At 71.8% G+C, this 19,687-nt stretch carries 18 protein-coding genes; 8 read left to right on the forward strand and 10 right to left on the reverse strand.

Features of this window, described 5'->3' with window-relative positions; translation table 11 throughout:
- Positions 1 to 75: 75 nt before the first annotated feature.
- From M4D82_RS13045 to clpS, 3 genes are all read right to left on the reverse strand, one after another.
- A complete protein-coding gene (locus M4D82_RS13045) occupies positions 76 to 1,569 on the reverse strand; it encodes an amino acid permease (RefSeq protein WP_249766218.1) in 1,494 nt (497 codons plus the stop codon).
- 308 nt (positions 1,570 to 1,877) lie between these two features.
- On the reverse strand, positions 1,878 to 2,483 hold the full coding sequence (locus tag M4D82_RS13050; RefSeq protein WP_249766219.1) for a DUF2017 domain-containing protein: 606 nt from the start codon (positions 2,481 to 2,483) through the stop codon (positions 1,878 to 1,880).
- A complete protein-coding gene (gene clpS / locus M4D82_RS13055; protein WP_249766220.1) occupies positions 2,483 to 2,797 on the reverse strand; it encodes an ATP-dependent Clp protease adapter ClpS in 315 nt (104 codons plus the stop codon). The genes M4D82_RS13050 and clpS overlap by 1 nt, the downstream gene beginning before the upstream one ends.
- Before the next feature lie 85 nt (positions 2,798 to 2,882).
- Between clpS and M4D82_RS13060 the strand changes: the two genes are divergently transcribed.
- Positions 2,883 to 4,211 (forward strand): nicotinate phosphoribosyltransferase, encoded by a 1,329-nt coding sequence (locus M4D82_RS13060; RefSeq protein WP_249766221.1) that lies wholly within the window; start codon positions 2,883 to 2,885, stop codon positions 4,209 to 4,211.
- Positions 4,212 to 4,351: 140 nt separating this feature from the next.
- The gene (locus M4D82_RS13065; RefSeq protein ID WP_249766222.1) at positions 4,352 to 4,945 is read left to right on the forward strand and encodes a nicotinamidase; all 594 of its coding nucleotides are present in this window, start codon (positions 4,352 to 4,354) and stop codon (positions 4,943 to 4,945) included.
- A gap of 44 nt (positions 4,946 to 4,989) precedes the next feature.
- On the opposite strand, the gene M4D82_RS13070 is transcribed toward M4D82_RS13065, so the two are convergent.
- The 4 genes from M4D82_RS13070 to M4D82_RS13085 all read right to left on the reverse strand — a co-directional run bounded on the left by M4D82_RS13070 (position 4,990) and on the right by M4D82_RS13085 (position 10,789).
- A complete protein-coding gene (locus M4D82_RS13070; RefSeq protein WP_249766223.1) occupies positions 4,990 to 5,292 on the reverse strand; it encodes a hypothetical protein in 303 nt (100 codons plus the stop codon).
- Positions 5,293 to 5,403: 111 nt separating this feature from the next.
- Entirely contained in the window at positions 5,404 to 7,755 is a 2,352-nt protein-coding gene (locus tag M4D82_RS13075) for an immune inhibitor A domain-containing protein (protein WP_249771745.1), read from the reverse strand.
- 860 nt (positions 7,756 to 8,615) lie between these two features.
- Entirely contained in the window at positions 8,616 to 9,323 is a 708-nt protein-coding gene (locus M4D82_RS13080) for an RDD family protein (protein WP_249766224.1), read from the reverse strand.
- A gap of 77 nt (positions 9,324 to 9,400) precedes the next feature.
- A complete protein-coding gene (locus M4D82_RS13085; RefSeq protein WP_249766225.1) occupies positions 9,401 to 10,789 on the reverse strand; it encodes an RDD family protein in 1,389 nt (462 codons plus the stop codon).
- A 297-nt stretch (positions 10,790 to 11,086) separates the two neighbouring features.
- Between M4D82_RS13085 and M4D82_RS13090 the strand changes: the two genes are divergently transcribed.
- Positions 11,087 to 11,566, forward strand: coding sequence for an SsgA family sporulation/cell division regulator (locus M4D82_RS13090; protein ID WP_249766226.1), 480 nt, complete (start codon positions 11,087 to 11,089; stop codon positions 11,564 to 11,566).
- Between the two features lie 14 nt (positions 11,567 to 11,580).
- Here M4D82_RS13090 and M4D82_RS13095 read toward each other — a convergent pair whose 3' ends face one another.
- Positions 11,581 to 12,999, reverse strand: a complete 1,419-nt coding sequence (locus M4D82_RS13095) for an FAD-binding oxidoreductase (RefSeq protein ID WP_249766227.1) — start codon at positions 12,997 to 12,999, stop codon at positions 11,581 to 11,583.
- A 96-nt stretch (positions 13,000 to 13,095) separates the two neighbouring features.
- Between M4D82_RS13095 and M4D82_RS34045 the strand changes: the two genes are divergently transcribed.
- Positions 13,096 to 14,661: a tetratricopeptide repeat protein gene (locus M4D82_RS34045; protein ID WP_283844471.1), complete on the forward strand. Its 1,566-nt coding sequence runs from the start codon at positions 13,096 to 13,098 to the stop codon at positions 14,659 to 14,661.
- A 114-nt stretch (positions 14,662 to 14,775) separates the two neighbouring features.
- Here the strand turns inward: M4D82_RS34045 and hppD are convergent, their stop codons facing one another.
- Positions 14,776 to 15,930, reverse strand: coding sequence for a 4-hydroxyphenylpyruvate dioxygenase (hppD, locus tag M4D82_RS13105; protein WP_249766228.1), 1,155 nt, complete (start codon positions 15,928 to 15,930; stop codon positions 14,776 to 14,778).
- Positions 15,931 to 16,060: 130 nt separating this feature from the next.
- Here hppD and M4D82_RS13110 point away from each other — a divergent pair, with 130 nt between their 5' ends.
- The 4 genes from M4D82_RS13110 (at position 16,061) to M4D82_RS13125 (ending at position 18,920) form a co-directional block, all read left to right on the forward strand.
- Positions 16,061 to 16,531: an Lrp/AsnC family transcriptional regulator gene (locus tag M4D82_RS13110; protein WP_249766229.1), complete on the forward strand. Its 471-nt coding sequence runs from the start codon at positions 16,061 to 16,063 to the stop codon at positions 16,529 to 16,531.
- Positions 16,532 to 16,618: 87 nt separating this feature from the next.
- Complete coding sequence (locus tag M4D82_RS13115) at positions 16,619 to 17,248, forward strand: ArsR/SmtB family transcription factor (protein ID WP_249766230.1); 630 nt, start codon at positions 16,619 to 16,621, stop codon at positions 17,246 to 17,248.
- Between the two features lie 137 nt (positions 17,249 to 17,385).
- Complete coding sequence (locus tag M4D82_RS13120) at positions 17,386 to 17,628, forward strand: hypothetical protein (protein ID WP_249766231.1); 243 nt, start codon at positions 17,386 to 17,388, stop codon at positions 17,626 to 17,628.
- On the forward strand, positions 17,625 to 18,920 hold the full coding sequence (locus M4D82_RS13125; protein WP_249766232.1) for an MFS transporter: 1,296 nt from the start codon (positions 17,625 to 17,627) through the stop codon (positions 18,918 to 18,920). Before M4D82_RS13120 ends, M4D82_RS13125 begins: the two co-directional genes overlap by 4 nt.
- On the opposite strand, the gene M4D82_RS13130 is transcribed toward M4D82_RS13125, so the two are convergent.
- A complete protein-coding gene (locus tag M4D82_RS13130; RefSeq protein ID WP_249766233.1) occupies positions 18,850 to 19,647 on the reverse strand; it encodes a S16 family serine protease in 798 nt (265 codons plus the stop codon). The genes M4D82_RS13125 and M4D82_RS13130 overlap by 71 nt on opposite strands.
- Positions 19,648 to 19,687: the final 40 nt, after the last annotated feature.

Here is a 19,687-nt window from a genome sequence, read left to right on the forward strand (position 1 = left end):
GGTGGACACGAGGTCCGAAAGAGCGTGGTTCCCGGCCGTGGCAGGCGGCCGGGACTCACGGTTCTCGGGGTGCGGCTACGAGGCCTTGCCGGCGTCCTGACCCTGCGGGGTCTGCGCGACGGCGCTGCGGTCGACCTTGTTGAAGGCCGCGCCGGAGGGGTTGCGGGACTTCAGGACCAGGTAGGACACGCCGAGGATCAGACCCCACAGCGGGGCGCAGTACAGCGAGACGCGGGAGTCCTGGTCGACGCCCATCATGACGATGACCATGCCGATGAAGAGCAGGGCGAACCAGCTGGTCCAGGGGGCGCCGGGGGCGCGGAAGGAGGACTGCGGCAGCTCGCCGCGGTCGGCCTTGGCGCGGTAGCGGATCTGGCAGACCAGGATCATGATCCAGGCCCACATGCCGGAGATGGTGGCGAAGGAGACGACGTAGTCGAAGGCCTTGCCCGGGGCGACGTAGTTGATCCAGACGCCCACCAGCATCAGCACGGCGGAGAAGGTGGTGCCGAGGAGCGGGGTGCCGTTCTTCGTGAGCTTGGTGAAGAACCTCGGGCCCTGGCCGTTGAGGGCGAGGTCGCGCAGCATGCGGCCGGTGGAGTACATGCCGGAGTTGCAGGAGGACAGGGCGGCCGTCAGGACGACGAAGTTGACGATGGCGGCGCCGACGCCGAGGCCCATCTTCTCGAAGGCCAGCACGAAGGGGCTCTCGCCGGCCTTGAAGTTGGACCACGGGATGACCGACATGATCATGATGAGCGCGCCGACGTAGAAGACGGCGATGCGCCACGGCACGGTGTTGATGGCCTTGGGCAGGGTCTTCGCCGGGTCCTTGGACTCGCCGGCGGTGACGCCGACCAGCTCGACGGCGAGGAAGGCGAACATGACGATCTGCAGGGTCATCAGCGTCTCGCCGATGCCGTTGGGGAAGAAGCCGCGGTCGTTCCAGAGGTTGGAGACGGAGGCGGTGGCGGCGGCGTCGGAGAAGCCGATCGTGAGGATGCCGGCGCAGATCAGGATCATGCCGACGATGGCGGTGACCTTGACCATGGAGAACCAGAACTCCAGCTCGCCGAAGAGCTTCACGGAGATGAGGTTGGCGGCGTAGAGGATCACGGTGAAGATCAGCGCGTACGCCCATTGCGGGAAGCTGTCGTTCGTCCAGTACGACATGTACTTGGCGGCGGCGGTGACCTCGGTGATGCCGGTGACCACCCAGAAGAGCCAGTACGTCCAGCCGGTCGCGTACCCCCAGAACGGGCCCAGGAACTCGCGGGCGTAGTCCGAGAAGGAACCCGACACGGGGCGGTACATGAGCAGCTCGCCCAGGGCCCGCATGATGAAGAAGATGACCAGGCCCGCGATGGCGTAGGCCAGGATGAGGCTCGGTCCGGCCTTCGAGATCGCCTTGCCGGCGCCCAGGAAGAGGCCGGTGCCGATGGCTCCGCCGATCGCGATCATCTGGATCTGGCGGGCCCCGAGTGCGCGGTGGTACCCCTCGCCGTCACCCTCGCCCGGCGTGCCGTCGCCGGGCGTCCTGTCGTGCTGCTCGACCTGCACAGAGGTCATGTCTTGGTGCGCCTTTCTCCACGCCGACCCGCGCCTTCACTGGCTGCGGATCGGGTCCTCGATCCCCCCGGATACGGATGGAGTTGCACGCCGGCGGTCTGCCGGTTCAAGCGGGCCGGGGAACAGGGGTGGCGTCCCCGCGGCGATCGTGAAGGTTTATCACGTGCTTACGGGTGAACGAAGGCCACCAATGCGGCGCAAGGCACCAAAAAATCGGGTGATAAGGCGTGAAAAACGATCAGATCACCGCATGGCGGTGATCTGATCGTTATGCGGATTTGAGCGTCCGCTGAGCGAACACTTGAGGGCTAGAGCGTCTCGATGAGGGTCTCCTGGAGCCCGCCGAGCCACAGGTACGCCATCACCATCGGCTTGCGCGGATCGTCGTCCGGGAGCCGGAACAGCGCCGAGCTCTCGTCGTCCTCGGTGATCTCCAGCCGCGCCGCGATGGTCAGGCGCAGGTCGTTGAGGGCGCCGAGCCAGCGCAGCGGCTGCTCACCGGTCAGCTCCAGCACCGCCGCCCCGTCACCGCCCGGGGTGAGCGCGTCGAGGCTGCGGACGACGGCCAGCGCGTCCTCCCGCTTGCGGGTGCGCAGGTCGTTCTCGGTGAAGCGACGGAACTCCGCCGAGCGGGCCCGCAGCTCCTCCGGGTCGTCCTCGGTGCCCGCGCCGGGGCCGCCGTAGGCGTCGGGGAACAGCCGGGCCAGCGCCGGGTCGGACGGGGGTTCGGTGGGGCCGTCGGAGGCGGCGAAGAGCGCGGCCAGCGGGTCGGCGTCCTCCTGCGGCTCGGGCTCCCCGGGGCCGATCAGCTCCAGGAGCTGGACGGCGAGGGAGCGCAGGATGGAGATCTCGATCTCGTCGAGGGCGACGGCGGCGCCGCCGCCCTTCAGGGGTTCGAACAACACGCCGCCCATCAGTTGCGGTCCTGCGAGAGGGTCGCCCACAGGCCGTAGCCGTGCATCGCCTGCACGTCGCGTTCCATCTCCTCGCGACTGCCGCTGGAGACGACCGCGCGGCCCTTGTGGTGGACGTCGAGCATCAGACGGGTGGCCTTGTCCTTCGGGTAGCCGAAGTAGGCCTGGAACACGTACGTCACGTAGCTCATGAGGTTGACCGGGTCGTTGTGCACCAGGGTCACCCACGGGACGTCGGGTTCCGGGACCGCGCGGGTCTCTTCGGCCGATTCGGTGCGTTCGATCTCAATGGGAGCAACACTCACTCGTCCCATGCTGCCACCCTGCGGGGTCGGTCGCACAAACGGGGGCGACACTACATCTCGTCACTTTGACGAGATGTGCGCTAGCATCCGTGACATGAACCCTGCGGACCTGGGACTGCCGGTGGACGTGCCGTCGACAGCGCTCTTCACGGACCATTACGAACTCACGATGCTGCAGGCCGCCCTGGCCAACGGCACCGCCGACCGCCGCTCCGTCTTCGAGGTCTTCACCCGGCGGCTGCCCGAGGGGCGGCGCTACGGCGTCGTGGCGGGCACCGGCCGCGTGCTGGACGCGGTCGAGAACTTCCGCTTCGACGCCGCCGTACTGGAGTTCCTGCGGGAACGGGCCGTCGTCGACATGCGGACGCTGGACTGGCTGGCCTCGTACCGCTTCTCGGGTGACATCTGGGGCTACCCGGAGGGCGAGGTCTACTTCCCCGGCTCGCCGATCCTGCGCGTCGAGGGCAGCTTCGCGGAGTGCGTGCTGCTGGAGACCGTGATCCTGTCGATCCTCAACCACGACAGCGCCATCGCGGCCGCCGCCTCCCGGATGGCCTCGGCGGCCGGCGAGCGGCCGCTGATCGAGATGGGCGCGCGACGCACGCACGAGCTGGCGGCGGTGGCCGCCTCGCGGGCGGCGTACGTGGGCGGCTTCACCTCCACCTCGGACCTGGCGGCGGGGTTCCGCTACGGGATCCCCACGGTCGGCACCAGCGCGCACGCCTTCACGCTCGTCCACGACAGCGAGCGCGACGCGTTCACGACGCAGGTCGCCTCGCTGGGCGGCGGGACGACGCTGCTGGTGGACACGTACGACGTCGCCGAGGCGGTCCGCACGGCCGTGGAGGTCGCGGGGACGGGGCTGGGCGCGGTCCGCATCGACTCCGGGGACCTGCTGCTCGTCGCGCACCGGGTGCGCCAGCAGCTCGACGAGCTGGGGGCGACGGGGACGCGGATCGTGGTCACCTCCGACCTGGACGAGTACGCCATCGCCTCACTGGCCGCGGCGCCGGTGGACGCGTACGGGGTGGGCACGCAGCTGGTGACCGGCAGCGGGCACCCGACGTGCTCGATGGTCTACAAGCTGGTCGCGCGGGCGACGTCGGGCGATCCGAAGGCGCCGCTGGTGCCGGTCGCGAAGAAGTCCACCGGGGGCAAGACGTCCATCGGCGGGCGCAAGTGGGCGGCGCGGCGGGTTGACGCGGAAGGGATCGCGGAGGCGGAGGTCGTGGGCACCGGGGCCGTTCCGGCGGCGCTGGCGGACGCGCAGCTGCTGACGCAGCTGGTGAAGGCGGGTGAGGTGGTGGCCCGCGAGCCCCTGGAGGCGGCCCGCGAGCGCCACCGCGAGGCCCGCGCCGGCCTCCCGCTCTCGGCGACGCAGCTCTCGCGCGGCGAACCGGTGATCCCGACGGAGTACGCGTAGGCAGGGGGAGCGGGGGCCCTGCCCCCGCTCCCCCGTCGCCCGCTTCCCCGCACCTCAAACGCCGACGAGGCTGGATTAGCGGGGCGGGGTGGGGGAAGAGCCCGCGCAGCGGGAAATACGACAACCTAAGGACACGCGACATGCACCGCGCACTGATCGTCGTCGACGTACAGAACGACTTCTGCGAAGGCGGCAGCCTCGCGGTCACCGGCGGGGCCGACGTCGCCGCCGCGATCACCGAGCTGATCGGCCAGGCCACCCCCGGGTACCGGCACGTCGTCGCGACCCGCGACCACCACATCGACCCCGGTCCGCACTTCGCGCACCCCCCGGCCCGGCCGGACTACGAGACCTCCTGGCCGGTGCACTGCGTCGCCGGGACCGAGGGCGTCGGCTTCCACCCGAACTTCGCCCCCGCCGTGGCGTCGGGCGCCGTCGCCGCCGTCTTCGACAAGGGCGCGTACGAGGCGGCGTACAGCGGCTTCGAGGGCGTCGACGAGAACGGCACGGGACTCGCCGCCTGGCTGCGCGAGCGCCACGTCACCGAGGTCGACGTGGTCGGCATCGCCACCGACCACTGCGTCCGGGCCACCGCCCTCGACGCCGCCCGCGAGGGCTTCGCCACGCGCGTCCTGCTGGACCTGACGGCCGCCGTGGCCCCGCACACCGCCGCGAAGGCCCTGGAGGACCTCCGCACGGCGGGCGTGACCCTGACGGGCTCGCTGCGTCAGTAGCGCGTCCGGTGGTGCGTCCGGTAGCTGCGTCCAGTAGTGGCGTCCTACGTGCCCAGCAGGGCCCGGATCGGGTGCCAGAGTTCGCTCGTGCGGTCGGGGGCGCCGCGCCACAGGAGGCCGTCGGGGTGGTGGAGGACGGCGGTGACCTCGTCCGGGGTGGGCGGCTGGGCGTTGCCGCGCAGGTACACGGCCCGCATCCCGAGGTTCCGCAGCCTGGTCAGGGCGCGGGCCCGGTTCGCGGAGTGCACGAGGACGCGGACGTTTCCGTCCTCGCCGGACGGCCTCGGCAGCGTCAGCGCGACCACCACGCTGCCGCCCGGCAGTCTGACGAAACCTCCACCTGGCATGATCTTCAGCTCCCCCGTCAATAACAGAACTCGCCCCCGCATCTAAACGCGATCGGCCGCCGCCCGCTAGAGGGCGACGGCCGATCATGTTCTGACCTGCGGTGTTACGAATTACTTGACGGAGGGGCCGACCTCGATCGTCATTTCGAGACCGTCGTAGGTCTCCTTCGCGATCTTGATCTTGGTGTTGGTGTCAGCGACCTTCACCGAACCGGTCGGGTTCTCCTCGTACCAGTACCTGCCCTTGTGGTCGTCGAAGACCAGCTGCGCCGGCTTCGGCTTCAGGAAGAGCGACTCACCGTTCTTGTGCAGGGTGAAGGCGTCCGTCTTGTAGGCGCTGAAGGTGGCGTCGTACGGCTGGATCTTGTTGCGCAGCAGCGTGCCGTCCGACCACTTCATCGGCTTGGCGTTCGCGTCGATCGGCAGGATCAGACCCGAGCCGGGGTGCTGGCTCGTGTTGTTGTCCTTCTGCGACTTGTCCCACAGCCAGATCAGCAGGCCGTCCTGGTACGGGTAGTGCTCGACCCAGCCCGGCTTGGTGTTGGCGAAGCCGAAGTTGTACGGGCCCACCTTGAGGGTGGAGTCGTACGAGACGTAGCGGCGGTTCTCCGCGATGTAGTACTGCGGGTAGTCCTTGGTGAAGCCCGCGCCGATCCGGGAGAAGCCCTTGCCGGTCCAGCCGTTGTCGCCGTTCTCGGCGCCGTCGGCGAAGACGGTGGCACCGTCCGCGGTGATCGAGACGGCGTCGGCGGTGAAGCCCTTGCCGCCCGCGCCGCCGTCCGTCTGGTAGCGGAAGCGCAGGTCGACCTTCTTGCCCGCGTAGGCGTCGAGCGGGAAGTTCAGCGCCTTCCAGGCCTCGGAGGCACCGGTCAGCGACGGGCTGCCGGAGGCGTCGGCCGGGATGGCCTGGCCGTCGGCGGTGCCGGCGAGCGCGGTCCAGGTGGCGCCGCCGTCCGTGGACACCTCGGTGTAGAGGTAGTCGTAGTCGGCCTCGATGTCCCACCAGCCCTTGAGGGACAGGGCGGCGGACGTCTTGCCGGTCAGGTCGACCGAGCGGGTCAGGGTGTTCTTGAGGTCGTCACCCATGTTGCTCCACCACTGCGAGGAGCCCTCGGCGGGAGCGACGATGTCGGTCTGGACCTTCTTGCTGGGCAGCTCGACGACCAGCGCCTGCTTGTCCTTGGTGTTGTACTCGGCGACGCCCAGCTTGTGGGTGGACTTCGTCGCGGCCTTGGCCGTGTCGTAGTTCAGCCAGCCCAGCTGGAGCTTGTCCCAGGCCGTCATGTCGCCCGGGAGGTCGCCTATGGAGTCCTTGCCCTCGCCGAGCCAGGAGCCCGCCGACATCAGGGACCAGAAGCCGACCGAGTTCTCGCCGCCACCGGAGGTGTCGTAGAGGTCCGGCAGACCGAGGTCGTGGCCGTACTCGTGCGCGAAGACGCCGAGGCCGCCGTTCTCCGGCTGCATCGTGTAGTCGCCGACCCAGATGCCGGTGTCGCCGATCTGGGTGCCGCCGGCCTTGTTGTGGGCCGGACCGGTCTTGCCCACGTCGGTGCCGTACGCGTACCAGCGGTGCGCCCACAGGGCCGTGGTGCCCTGCACGCCGCCGCCGGCCGACTCGTCCTCGCCCGCGTGGACGATCTGGAAGTGGTCGATGTAGCCGTCGGGCTCGTTGAAGTTGCCGTCGCCGTCGAAGTCGTTGCGGTCCCACTGGTCGTACTGCGCCAGCGTGGCCTTGATCTGCTCGTTGGTCTTGCCGGCCTTCTTCTGGGCCTGCGTCCACGCGGTGACGCCGTCGCGGACGGTGTCCCACACGTTGGAGCAGTTGGTCTGGCCGCAGTAGTTCGAGCCGTAACGGGCCTCGTTGTACGGGACCTTGACCCAGTCGGCGACCTCGCCCTCGACCGAGTACCGGCCCGAGGAGGCCTTCTCGTAGTAGGTCTTCAGCGAGTGCCTGCCCTCGCCGGTGGCGAAGTACAGGTCCTGGAAGTACTGGCGGCTGAAGTCCTGGCGCCACGCGGTGCTGTTGTTCGTCGCACGGTCGGGCTGCTTGATCTCGTTGTGCAGCGGACCGGGCGTGCCCCCGTACTTCGGGACCTCCGGCTTGGGGCCGGGGCCGTCCGGGTCGAACATGGTCGTGTTGTCGACCTGGTCGCCGAACTCGACGAGGATCGTGAAGATCTTGTCGGTCTTCTCGCGGCCCAGCTCGACGTACTTGTTGTCGTCGAGCTTGACGACCTTCGAGGCACCCCGCTGCTCGACGTTCTTCTTGCCCGACAGCACCTGGTCAAGGGCGGCCTCGCGCTGCTGCGCGGCCTGCTTGCTGAACGGGGTTTCGAGGTCGTGCTTGACCTTCTCCTTCGAAGGAGCGGTCGGGTCCTGCCGGTCGACGGCGGGAGCGCCGCCCCAACTGGAGTCGGCCTGGGCCGTGGTGAAGAAAGCGCCCGAGACTGCCGTCGCGGCCATGGTCACACCGACGGCCGCCGTGCGCAGCGCGCGCTTCCTGGCGGAATTGCTGGTCACTTGATGTCGTTCCCCTCCCGCGGCCGCAACCTAGGTCGGAACGTCTCCATAGGAGCGGGGGGTTCCGCGCGGCGCGCGTCTCAAGTGACGACATTTGACCGGAGAGTACAAAGAAAAGACAGACCTTGACTTCTTCCTTACAACTGCACTATGCGGTCAGCGAGTTCCGCTATTCGGACGTTCCCTCGTCTTACGGTGCCATCCGGGGCGAACGGTCCACCCTTCGGGACGCCGACCGGCCCCGGCCCGGCGCGCGTGACCCCCGTGCGCCCCCCGTGCACCGGCACCGTGGGTGAGGTCACGCTTACCTCGGGTCCGCACCGGGCATCGCACTTGTAGGAGTCACTTGACGCGCGCCCTGTCGAGCCGGCTCCCCTCCCGCCTCCGAGGACGGAAACGGAAAACGCCATGCCGCGTCCGACTGCCGCACAGCTCGCCTACGGCTCCGCCACCGTCGTCGTGTCGACGATCGCCATGCTGCTGCTCTCGCGGACGAGCACGGGGATCGGGGTCGCCGTCATCTCGGCCGCCGCCCTCGCCCTCGGCCTGCTGGTCGCCCTCACCGTGCCGCTGCCGCGCCGCGCGCGCGGCCGCCACGCCGCGGCGCGGCCCGGCCGGCCGCGCCCGCGACGGGGGCACAGGTGGGTACCCGCGTGCCCGGACCGCGTACGGCCGACGCCGAGCACCCCGTCCACCACTGACGGCGCGCGCGGGCGAAGAACACCCGGGGAACACGCAGGGAACACCGACGGGCGGCCACCCCCGAGGGGACGGCCGCCCGCGCGTGGACCCGTACGGGGGCGTCAGGTCACCCGCACCACCACGGTCTTGGCCACCTTGTCGTGCAGGCCCTGCCGGTACGGCTTGTCGACGAGCATCGACACGATCAGCGCGAGCGGCCACAGGCAGAAGCAGCACAGCAGCGTCGGGATCCACAGGACCGCGGCCCGACCCAGCGCCGGGCCGGAGGGGGGCACGCTGCCGTCGTTGAGCATCGCGACGCGCAGCGACAGGGCGCGCTTGCCGAGGGTCTGACCGTTCTTCTTGGTGAACCACCAGTCGTAGCCGACGTAGACGACGATCGAGATCAGCGTCCACAGCAGGCCCGTGCCGCCGTACGACTTGGTGATGACCTCCGTGACGTCCTCGCCCTGCTCGGTGTCGATGACGTACCGCCGTCTGTTGAACGGCAGTTGGATGAGCCACAGCGGGATGCCGACGATCAGCACGTCGAGGACGCGGGCCGCCAGCCGCCTGCCGAAGTCGGCGAGCGGCGGCATCCCGGCGAGCGGGTCCGGCATGCCACCGCCGGCGCCGCCGTACGGGGGCGGCGGCGGGGGGTAGCCACCGCCGCCACCGGGGGGCGGGGGCGGCGGGTACCCGCCTCCGCCGGGCGGCGGGGGCGGCGAGCCGTACGGCGAACCGCCCGACGGAGGCGTCGGTTCCTGGGGCTTCTTGAGGAACGGGTCGTCCTCGGGCGGCTGGCCCGGTGGCGGCTGGTCGGTGCTCATGGCCCGAGTCGAACCCGGGCCCACGCCCCGCGCAACGGGACGGAGTCCGTTCGGGGGAAGGGGGCTGCCCGGCCGGATCAGCGGGACACGTAGGTGCCGGCCGCGCGGTCGTGCAGAGCCCGCCGGCGCGGCCGGTCCAGCAGGCAGGCGAGGCTGCCGGGCAGGCCCAGGAGGACGTACGTCGACCAGCGCAGCAGCGACCGGCCGAAGCCGGGCGGGCGCAGGGTGGTGGCGGACAGGACGCGGACGCCGAGCAGCTTCTTGCCCGGGGTCCGGCCCCAGCGGGCGGTGGGCAGCACCTCGTAGAACACCGCGAAGAGGAGGACCACGCCGAGGAGCAGGCCGAGGTACCCGGCGGTGGTGGCGTCGAGCAGCCACACGGTGGTGGTGCGCCCGCTCCCCCGGGCGGCGTCCACCTTGGCCTGGAGGTGGTCCGTCACCCGGGGTACGAGGGGCAGCGCGGCGGCGCCCGTCACCCCGGCCAGGACGACGGAGTCCAGGACGCGGGCGAGGAGGCGGCGGCCCAACCCGGCCGGGCGCACGGCCCGCTCCGCCATCCGCTCGAAGACGGCCCGCGCCCCCTCGGACCGGGCGGCGGGGGCGGGCGTGGCGGGGCGGGCTTGGCGGGGCGGGGCCGTGCGCTCCGGCGCGGGCTCCGGGGCCGGGGCGGGGCGGGCGCCGGAGCGGGGACGGGCGCCGGGCGGGGCGGCGGCCCGCCCCGGGGCCGGGGCGAGGACCGGGAGGAGGCCGGGGCGGGCGTCGGGGCCGGGGCCGGGGCCGGTACCGGGGCGGGCGTCGGCACCGGGGCCGGGGCGAGGGCGGCCGGCGGGGCCGAGGAGGGGTCGCCGTGGCGGCGGGGTCGCCTCCGGCCAGGCGGAGGTCAGGCCGGACCGGCTGCCCCCGCCCCCGGGAGCGTCGGGCCAGGCGGGCGAGCGGGCGGACAGGATGCCGATGCTCTCGGCCGGAGCCACGGCAGCGGGGACGACCGAGACCGGAGCCACGGAAGCGGAGACCGGAGCCGCGGCAGGAGCCACCACCGCCGGAGCCACCACCGCCGGAGCCGGGACCCGTCCGGCCCCCGCGCCCGCGCCGGCCGGGCGGGCCAGTGAGATCCCGCCCGGCCGCGCCTCGGGCTCCGCCGGGCCGCCCCAGGACACGCGCGCGTCACGGGGCCCGCCGAACCCCGCCTGCTGGGCCGGGTCCACCTGCCAGCGCCCCGGCTCCGGCTCCGGCTCCGACACCGGCACCGGCACCGGCACCGGCACCGCCGCCCGCTCCGGCAGCGACTCCGTCACGGAGGTCTGGTCCAGGAACACCGGCCCCGTCTCGTCCGCGGGCGCGGCGGGGCGGCTCGTACCCGGAACCCAGGCGCCGCCGTTCCAGTACCGGACGTACCCGGGGATGGACGGATCGGGGTAGTAGCCCTCGCGGGCCGCGTGCTCGCCGTCACCAGGGGAGGCCGTCAATGTCCCCAACTCCGATCGTGGCTTGAGGCTTGTGCAGGGAGGACCCAAGGGGAGGACCATAGCCAAGAACCCCCTGTCGACAGGTCCGGTAACGGGAGATTCCAAGCCTTCGGGCGAACCTCACCCGCCGCGGTCACCTTCCGACCCTTCCATCGGGTTTCGGTCAACCGAAAGCATTCAGCCAACTTCGATCCGTCGCCCGAAGTCGCGTCATACCCGGGCAAGGCGGCGCTCTCTTCCGGTGCGGGGCACGTTCCGGCCCCGCGCCCGGAAGCGAAGTACCGAAGTGAGGCCGTCATGCACCGCCCCGTCATCGAGCGCGAGCTGGAACTGAGGCTGGTCCTGTCCCCCGAGCGGAGCGTCCCCGTGCCCGCCAAGCTCCTCTACCTGACCGACGACCCGTACGCCGTCCACGTCACCTTTCACACCGGCTCCTGCGCGCCGGTGAACTGGACCTTCGCCCGCGAGCTGCTCGTCGAGGGGGTGTTCCGGCCCTGCGGGCACGGCGACGTCCGGATCTGGCCGACGAAGATCGACGGCCAGACGGTGCTGTGCATGGCCCTCAGTTCACCCGACGGGGACGCGCTGCTGGAGGCCCCGGCCGGCGTGGTGTCGGCCTGGCTGGAGCGCACCCTGCGCGTGGTCCCGCCCGGCACGGAGGCCGAGCGGCTGGGCCTGGACGAGGCGCTGGCCGAGCTGCTGGCCCCGACGCCGGCGGACGAACTGTGGCTGCGCGACCCGTGGCCCTCGGACGAGTCCGCGGAGGGTGACCTCTGATGCGCGAGACGGACTCAGAAGAGCTTGCCCGGATTCAGGAGTCCGAGCGGATCGAAGGCCCGCTTGACGCCCCGCTGCATCTCCAGCCCCACCGGCCCGAGTTCGCGGGCGAGCCACTCCTTCTTCAGGACGCCGACGCCGTGTTCGCCGGTGATGGTCCCGCCGAGTTCGAGGCCCAGCGCCATGATGGCGTCGAAGGACTCCCGGGCCCGCCGCGTCTCGTCCTCGTCCGCGGGGTCGAAGCAGACGACCGGGTGGGTGTTGCCGTCCCCCGCGTGCGCGCAGACGCCGATGAGGAGGTCGTACTCCTGAGCGATCGCCGCGGTCCCGTCGAGCATCTCGGCGAGCCGCGACCGGGGCACGCACACGTCGTCGATCATCGTCGCGGGCCGCAGGGCCTCCAGCGCGGTCAGGGACATCCGGCGGGCGCGCAGCAGCAGTTCGGACTCCGCCTCGTCCTCGGCGGGCACGACGGCGCTCGCGCCGGCGGCCGCGCACAGCTCCCCGACGGCGGCGAGTTCGGACGGCGCGTCCGGGGTGTCGAAGGCGGCCAGCAGCAGGGCCTCCGTGCTCTCGGGCAGCCCCATCCTGCCGAGCGCGTTGACGGCGCGGACGGTGGTGCGGTCCATGAGCTCCAGCAGCGAGGGCGCGAACCCGGCCTCCATGACGGCGCACACGGCCGCGCAGGCGGCGGCGACGGACGGGAACTCGGCGGCCAGCGCGAGCTGCCGGGGCGGGGCGGGCTTCAGCGCGAGGACGGCCCGTACGACCACCCCGAGGGTGCCCTCGGAACCCACGAACAGCCGGGTGAGGTCATATCCGGCGACCCCCTTGGCCGTACGGCGCCCCGTGCGCAGCAGCCGCCCGTCCGCCAGCACCACGTCGAGCCCGAGCACGTATTCGGCGGTGACCCCGTACTTGACGCAGCACAGGCCGCCCGAGGCGGTGCCGATGTTGCCGCCGATCGTGCACTGCTCCCAGCTGGAGGGGTCGGGCGGGTAGTACAGGCCCTGTTCGGCGACGGTCCGCGACAGCACGGCGTTGACGACGCCGGGCTCGACGACCGCGACGCGGTCGACGGCGGAGACCTCCAGGATCCGGTCCATCTTCACGAGGGAGAGCACGACGCACCCGTCTGAGGCGTTGGCCGCGCCCGACAGGCCCGTACGGGCGCCCTGGGGGACGACGGGGACGCGTAGGGCGGTGGCGGTGCGCAGGACGTGCTGTACGTGTTCCACCGTCCGGGGCAGGACGACGACGGCCGGGGTGCCGGCGGCGCAGAAGCCGGCCGTGTCGCGCGCGTAGGAGGCGGTCACCTGTGGGTCGGTGAGGATGGCCGCCGCCGGCAGGCCGGTGCGCAGGCGCGCGATCAGGTCCTCGGCGAGGGAGCCGGCGGGCGCGTCGGCCAGTGCTTCGTCCACGAAGTCGTCCATGGGGCCAGGGTGGCAGCCGGGGCCATCGGTGTGAACACGGCCGCGACCGGGTTCGGACACCTCGGCGAGCTCTTCATATTGACGCACAGTGAGCGCATGGACGGATTCGACGAGCAAGCGCAGCAGCCCGCGCCGCCCGTGACCTTCACCGGCCGCAAGACGGTCGTGGCGGCCGCGGTGGCGGTGGTCCTGATCGCGGGGGCCCTGCTGATCCGCCCGGCCCGTACGGGCGACGACGCGCGCGCGCCGGGCCCGAGCGAGCGGGCCGCGTCGGCGGTGGGCATGGGCGCCCCGGCGGCCGCGGTGGACGTGACGGCGCTGGTGGCGGACCGGGAGAAGTGGGTCGCCGGGCATCCGGACGACGACGCTTCGTGGGCGGTCCTCGGATCGGCGTACCTGGAACAGGCGCGGCGTACGGCCGATTCGGGCTGGTACCCGAAGGCGGAGAAGGCGCTCAAGCGGTCGCTGGAGGTCCGGCCCGCCGAGAAGGGCAACTTCGACGCGATGACCGGGATGGGCGCCCTGGCCAACGCCCGCCGGGACTTCGGCACCGGGAAGAAGTGGGGCGAGCTGGTACGGGCCCAGGCGCCCCGGCGTTGGACCGCGTACCCGGTCCTCGTGGACGCGTACGCGGGCCTGGGCGACTACAAGGCCGCGCAGGCGACGATGGAGAAGCTGATGGAGCTCCGGCCGGGTCTGGCGGCGCACCTGAGGGCCTCGCAGGTGTACCGGGACCGGGGTTGGCGCGAGGACGCGGTGGTCGCGCTGGAGCACGCGGCGGGGGCGGCGCGTTCCCCGGCGGAGAAGGCGTACGTGCTGTTCCGGCTCGGGGAGCTGTCGTTCGAGCGCGGGGAGACGGTGGAGGCGCTGCGCCACCACGAGGCCGCGCTGCGGACGGACCCGGCGCAGGTCGAGGCCCTGGGCGGACGGGCCCGCGCGCTGGCCGGGCTGGGCCGGGGCGGGGAGGCCGTACGGGATTACCGGCTGGCGCTGGGCCGTTCCTCGGATCCGCGCCTCGCCCTGGAACTGGGCGAGCTGCTGGAGTCGTTGGGTCGGGAGGCGGAGGCCCGCGTCCCGTTCGAGCGGCTGTCGGCGATGGCGGCGCGGGGCGGGCGCGACGGGGTCGACGAGTCGGTGGTGCTGGGCCTGTACGAGGCGGACCACGGGGACCCGGCCTCGGCCGTACGACGTCTGTCGGCGGAGTGGGAGCGGCACAAGAACGTGCAGGTGGCCGATGCGTTGGGGTGGGCGCTGCACCGGACCGGGGACGACACGGCGGCGCTGGAGTACGCGAAGAAGGCCACCGAGCAGGGGCTGCGGAGCGCGGAGTTCGCCTACCACCGGGCGGTGATCGAGCGGGGTCTGGGCGAGGACGCGGAGGCCCGTCGGCACCTCCAGGAGACGCTGCGGACCAACCCCCGGTTCTCGCCGGTGCGGGCGCCGCTCGCGAAGGAGGCCCTGGAGTCGGTCGGGCAGCCGCCGCCGGGCGGCCCGGAGCACATGCAGCCGGCCACGCCGTGGACGCCGCCGGAGATGCCGATGCCGACGCCCAAGCCGAAGCCGAAGCCGGTGCAGCGGGAGAAGCCGGCGCCGGAACCGAAGCGGGAGCCCGCGCCCGCACCGCCGAAGGCGGGGGCGTCGAAGGCGCCGGCCACCGGCTGACGGGCGGGGGGCAAGCACGCACACACCGCCACCCCGGCGCCCATCGCGGGCCGGGGTGGCGGTGTGTCGCGCAGACCCCCAGGGGGTGTCCGGCGGGTCAGGGTCGGACACCCCCTAGAGGTTGCCGCGCTTCTCCTGCTCGCGCTCGATCGCCTCGAACAGGGCCTTGAAGTTGCCCTTGCCGAAGCCCATCGAGCCGTGGCGCTCGATGATCTCGAAGAAGACGGTCGGCTTGTCCTGGACCGGCTTGGTGAAGATCTGGAGGAGGTAGCCGTCCTCGTCGCGGTCGGCGAGGATCTTCAGCTCGCGCAGCTCGTCGATCGGGACGCGGGTGTCGCCGACCCACTCGCCGAGGGTGTCGTAGTAGGAGTCCGGCACGGACAGGAACTGCACGCCGGCGGCGCGCATGGTGCGCACGGTCGCGACGATGTCGTTCGAGGCGAGCGCGATGTGCTGCACGCCGGGCCCGTTGTAGAACTCCAGGTACTCGTCGATCTGCGACTTCTTCTTCGCGATCGCCGGCTCGTTGATCGGGAACTTGACCTTCTTGGTGCCGTCCGCGACGACCTTCGACATCAGCGCCGAGTACTCGGTCGCGATGTCGTCGCCCACGAACTCCTTCATGTTCGTGAAGCCCATGACCTTGTTGTAGAAGGCGACCCACTCGTTCATGCGGCCGAGTTCGACGTTGCCCACGCAGTGGTCGATGGCCTGGAAGGTGCGCTTGGCCGGCGGCGCCACGAGCGGGTCGACGGCCACGTAGCCCGGCAGGTACGGGCCGTCGTAGTCGGCGCGCTCGACGAGGGTGTGGCGGGTCTGGCCGTAGGTGGCGATGGACGCCAGGACGACCGTGCCGTGCTCGTCCTTGACCTCGTGCGGCTCGTCCAGGCCGCGCGCGCCCTGCTCGACGGCGTAGGCGTAGGCCTTGCGGACGTCGGGGACCTCGATCGCCAGGTCGACGACGCCGTCGCCGTGCTCCGCGACGTGCTCGGCGAGGAAGCGGCCGTGGTCCGTCGTCGGCTTGATGACCGAGGTGAGGACGAAGCGCGCGGAGCCGTTCGTCAGGACGTAGCTCGCGGTCTCGCGGCTGCCGTTCTCCGGTCCGGAGTAGGCGACGAGCTTCATGCCGAAGGCGGTCGAGTAGTAGTGGGCAGCCTGCTTGGCGTTGCCCACGGCGAAGACGACCGCGTCCATCCCCTTCACCGGGAACGGGTCTGCCTCACGCGCGGTGTGCGGGGTGGTTTCGAGGTTCGCCAAAGACTCAGTCATGAGCGCAGAGTCCCGCCGATCCACAAGGTGCGCAATAGTTCTCATTTCTTCTGTACAGATTGCCCAGCCGGCGCGCAGGATGGTTGAAACATCTGTGCACTATGACCACCGCTGCTCCCGGGAGGTACCCATGGGTATCGACGACCTCGACGGCCGACTGATCGTCCTGCTGGCCCGCGAACCCCGGATCGGGGTCCTGGAGGCCTCGCGGCGGCTCGGGGTGGCGCGCGGCACGGTGCAGGCCCGACTGGACCGGCTCCAGTCGAACGGGGTGATCCGCGGCTTCGGCCCCCAGGTGGACCCGACGGCCCTGGGGTATCCGGTGACCGCCTTCGCCACGCTGGAGATCAAGCAGGGGCAGGGGGCCGACGTACGGGCCCACCTGGACGGCGTACCGGAGGTGCTGGAACTGCACACCACGACGGGGCACGGGGACATGCTGTGCCGGCTGGTGGCCCGCTCGAACGCGGACCTCCAGCGGGTGATCGACCGGGTGGTGGGCTTCGAGGGGATCGTGCGGGCGTCGACGGCGATCGTGATGGAGAACCCGGTGCCGCTGCGGATCATCCCGCTGGTGGAGCAGGCGGCGTCGGACGACTGACCACCGGCCCCTCCTTCGGGAGAGTTCCAAAGAAGACGTTGCAAAGAATCCCTTGCATAGGGTCCTTTGCAACTCTACTGTGGAGCCATGCCCGAGATCGAAAGCACCCCGGACGCCCCCGACACCCCGGACGCCGAGCAGCACGACCCCTCGGTCCACGTCCTCGACGCCCGCTCCCTGCGCGGCCTGGCCCACCCCCTGCGCATGCGCCTGCTGTCCGCCCTGCGCAAGGACGGGCCGGCCACCGCCTCCCAACTGGCGGCGGCCCTCGGGGAGTCCAGCGGCGCCACCAGCTACCACCTGCGCCAACTCGCCGCGCACGGCTTCGTCGAGGACGCGCCCGAGCACGGCAAGGGCCGCGAGCGGTGGTGGAAGGCCGCCCACGCGGGCACCCGTCTCGACGAGTCCCTGCTCCAGGACGACAGCCCCGAGACCCGGGGCGCGGCGGCCGCCTTCCGGCACGAGATCGCGACGATCCACACGCAGGAGCTGAACACCTGGCTCGGCGACTCGTACTCCTGGCCGCAGGAGTGGCGCGGCGGCGCCTCCGACATGAGCGACTTCACCCTGCGCCTGACGCCCGCGCAGAGCCACGAGCTGATCCAGAGGATGCACGAACTGGTCAACAGCTACCGGGACGCGCCGCCGTCCGAGGACACGGAGACGGTCCGCGTCCACACGCACGCCTTCCCCCGACGCGGCAGCACCCGCCCGTAGGGGGTGTCTTTCGGATCAGGCCGGGCTCGCGGTGGCCGGCACCGCGCCCTGATCCGGCCTGATCCGAAAGGCACCCCCTAGGGGCCACGTTCCGAGCGCACACCCCGCGATCTCACCTCCGCAGAAGGAGTCCTGCCATGCACGCCTTCCCGCACGCCGAGATACACGCCGCCCGCACCGCCGAGTTGGCCGCCGAGGCCGCCGCCTGGCGCCTCGCCCGCCAGGCCGCCCCCTGCGCCCCCGCCGCGCCCGCCCCCTCCGCCGCGCCGTCCGCCCTGTCCGCCCTGCGCAACCGGGCCGGCGAGGCTCTGGTCCACGTGGGCATCAGGCTGATGCAGCCCGCCCACCTGCACGCCCGCCTCCAGGGGCACGCGACGTGAGCAGACGCCCCTTCGCGGCGCTCCTGGCGGCCAACACGATCTCGATCGCCGGGAGTTCGCTCACTCTGATCGGCGTCCCCTGGTTCGTGCTCCAGACCACGGGCAGCGCCGGACAGGCCGGGGTCGTCGCCTTCTGCGCCACCCTGCCGATCGTCATCGCGGCACTCGTCGGCGGTCCGGTCATCGACCGGATCGGCCGTCGCCGGCTCTCGGCCCTCTCCGACCTCGTCTGCGCGCTGTCCGTCGGCGCGATCCCGCTGCTGCACCACGCGGGGTTGTTGGAGTTCTGGATGCTGTGCGCGCTGATGGCCGTCGGCGGCCTCGTGCACACCCCGGGCCTGACCGCCCGCTACGTCCTGCTGCCGAGCCTCGCCGAGCACGCCGGCACCACCGTCGCGCGCGCCGCCAGCCTCTACGACGCCGTTTCGCGCGGCGCGCGGATGCTGGGGGCCGCGGTGTCCGGCGTACTGATCGCGGTCTTCGGCGCCGAAACCGTGCTGCTGTTGGACGCGGTCACCTTCGCGGCGTCCGCGCTCCTCGTCTTCGCCTTCGTGCGCGGCGTCCCGGCCGCCGAGCCCCAACCATCGGGCACGAAGGCCTCGTTCGCCTCCTACCGCACCGAACTCGCCGAGGGGTGGCGGTTCCTGACGGGCTCTCGCCTCCTGCTCGGCATCACCGTCATGGTGATGGCGACCAACGGCCTCGACCAGGGCTGGTCCGCGGTCCTGCTGCCCGTGCACGGCGAGGAGAGCCTCGGCGGCGCCACCACCCTCGGCCTGATGGTGTCCCTGTTCGGCGGCTTCGCCCTGCTGGGCGCCCTGCTCTACGGGGCGTGGGGCGATCGGTTCTCCCGGCGGGCGGTGTTCGCGGGGGCGTTCCTCGTCTCCGGCTGCACCCGGTACGTGGTCGCCGCGTTCACCGACACGCCGCTGCCGTTGGCGGTCACGATGGCACTGGCCGGCCTGGGCGCGGGCGTGCTCAACCCGATCCTGACGACGGTCGTGTACGAAAGCGTGCCCGAGGAGATGCGCAGCCGGGTCTCCAGCGTGAGCACGGCGGGCAGCGAGCTGGCGATGCCGCTGGGCGGTCTCGCCGCCGGCCTCCTGGTCGACGGCGCCGGCCTCACCACGGCGCTGCTCCTCTTCGGCGCCGCCTACCTGGCGACGACGTTGACCCCGCTGCTCTTCCCGTCCTGGCGCGGCCTGGACGCGAAGCCGCCCCTCAGCACGACGGAACCTTCTCCCCCCGGTTCAGCGCCCGCAGCGATGTCACCGCGTCCGTCAGGGAGGTGACGGGGATCAGCTGAAGCCCCTCGGGGAGTTCGGAGTGGGCGTCCGAGCACTCCGCCTTCGGTACGAGGAACACGCTCGCCCCATCGCGGTGGGCGGCCTGGGTCTTCAGGGCCACGCCGCCGACCGCGCCGACCGTCCCGTCGGCGGCGATGGTTCCCGTACCGGCGATGCTGCGGCCGCCGGTGAGGTCTCCGCCGCTGCCGTCGCCGTCGAGCTTGGCGACGATGCCGAGGGAGAAGAGGAGTCCGGCGCTCGGTCCGCCGACGTCGGCGAGGTTCAGCTCGACCTTCACGTCCTTGGGGTCCTTGTGGAGATATCCGAGGGCGGCCTGGGCGGCGTCCGACTGCGACCTGGTCATTTCCTCCAGGTTGTGTTCCTCGATCTCCCGGTCGCTTCCGCCGGACGGGTAGACGGCCTCCCTGGGCATCACCGCCCGACCGCTGTCGAACCAGTGGTCGAGGAGTTCGGGCAGCCGCACCGCGGAGGAGGGGCCCGTGGCCTGGATGGTGGTCATCCGCAGCTGACCCTTGGTCTCCCGGGTCGGGGCGCCGGCGACGACGATGACGGGCTTGCCGTCCTTCGCCCCGAGCACGTCGGCCGTGAGTCCCGGCTGCGCGATCACGAAGGGCAGCGGCGCGAGGGCGGCCACGGCGAACAGGCCGAGCAGAGGCGCGGCGCAGACGGCCAGGGCGGCGGGACGCGGCAGACGTGTGAGGCGAGAGAGCACCCCGCCAATCTACCGACCCGCCCCGCCGGCCCGGCTCAGC

The organism is Streptomyces sp. RerS4, assembly GCF_023515955.1.
Classification (GTDB): Bacteria; Actinomycetota; Actinomycetes; order Streptomycetales; family Streptomycetaceae; genus Streptomyces.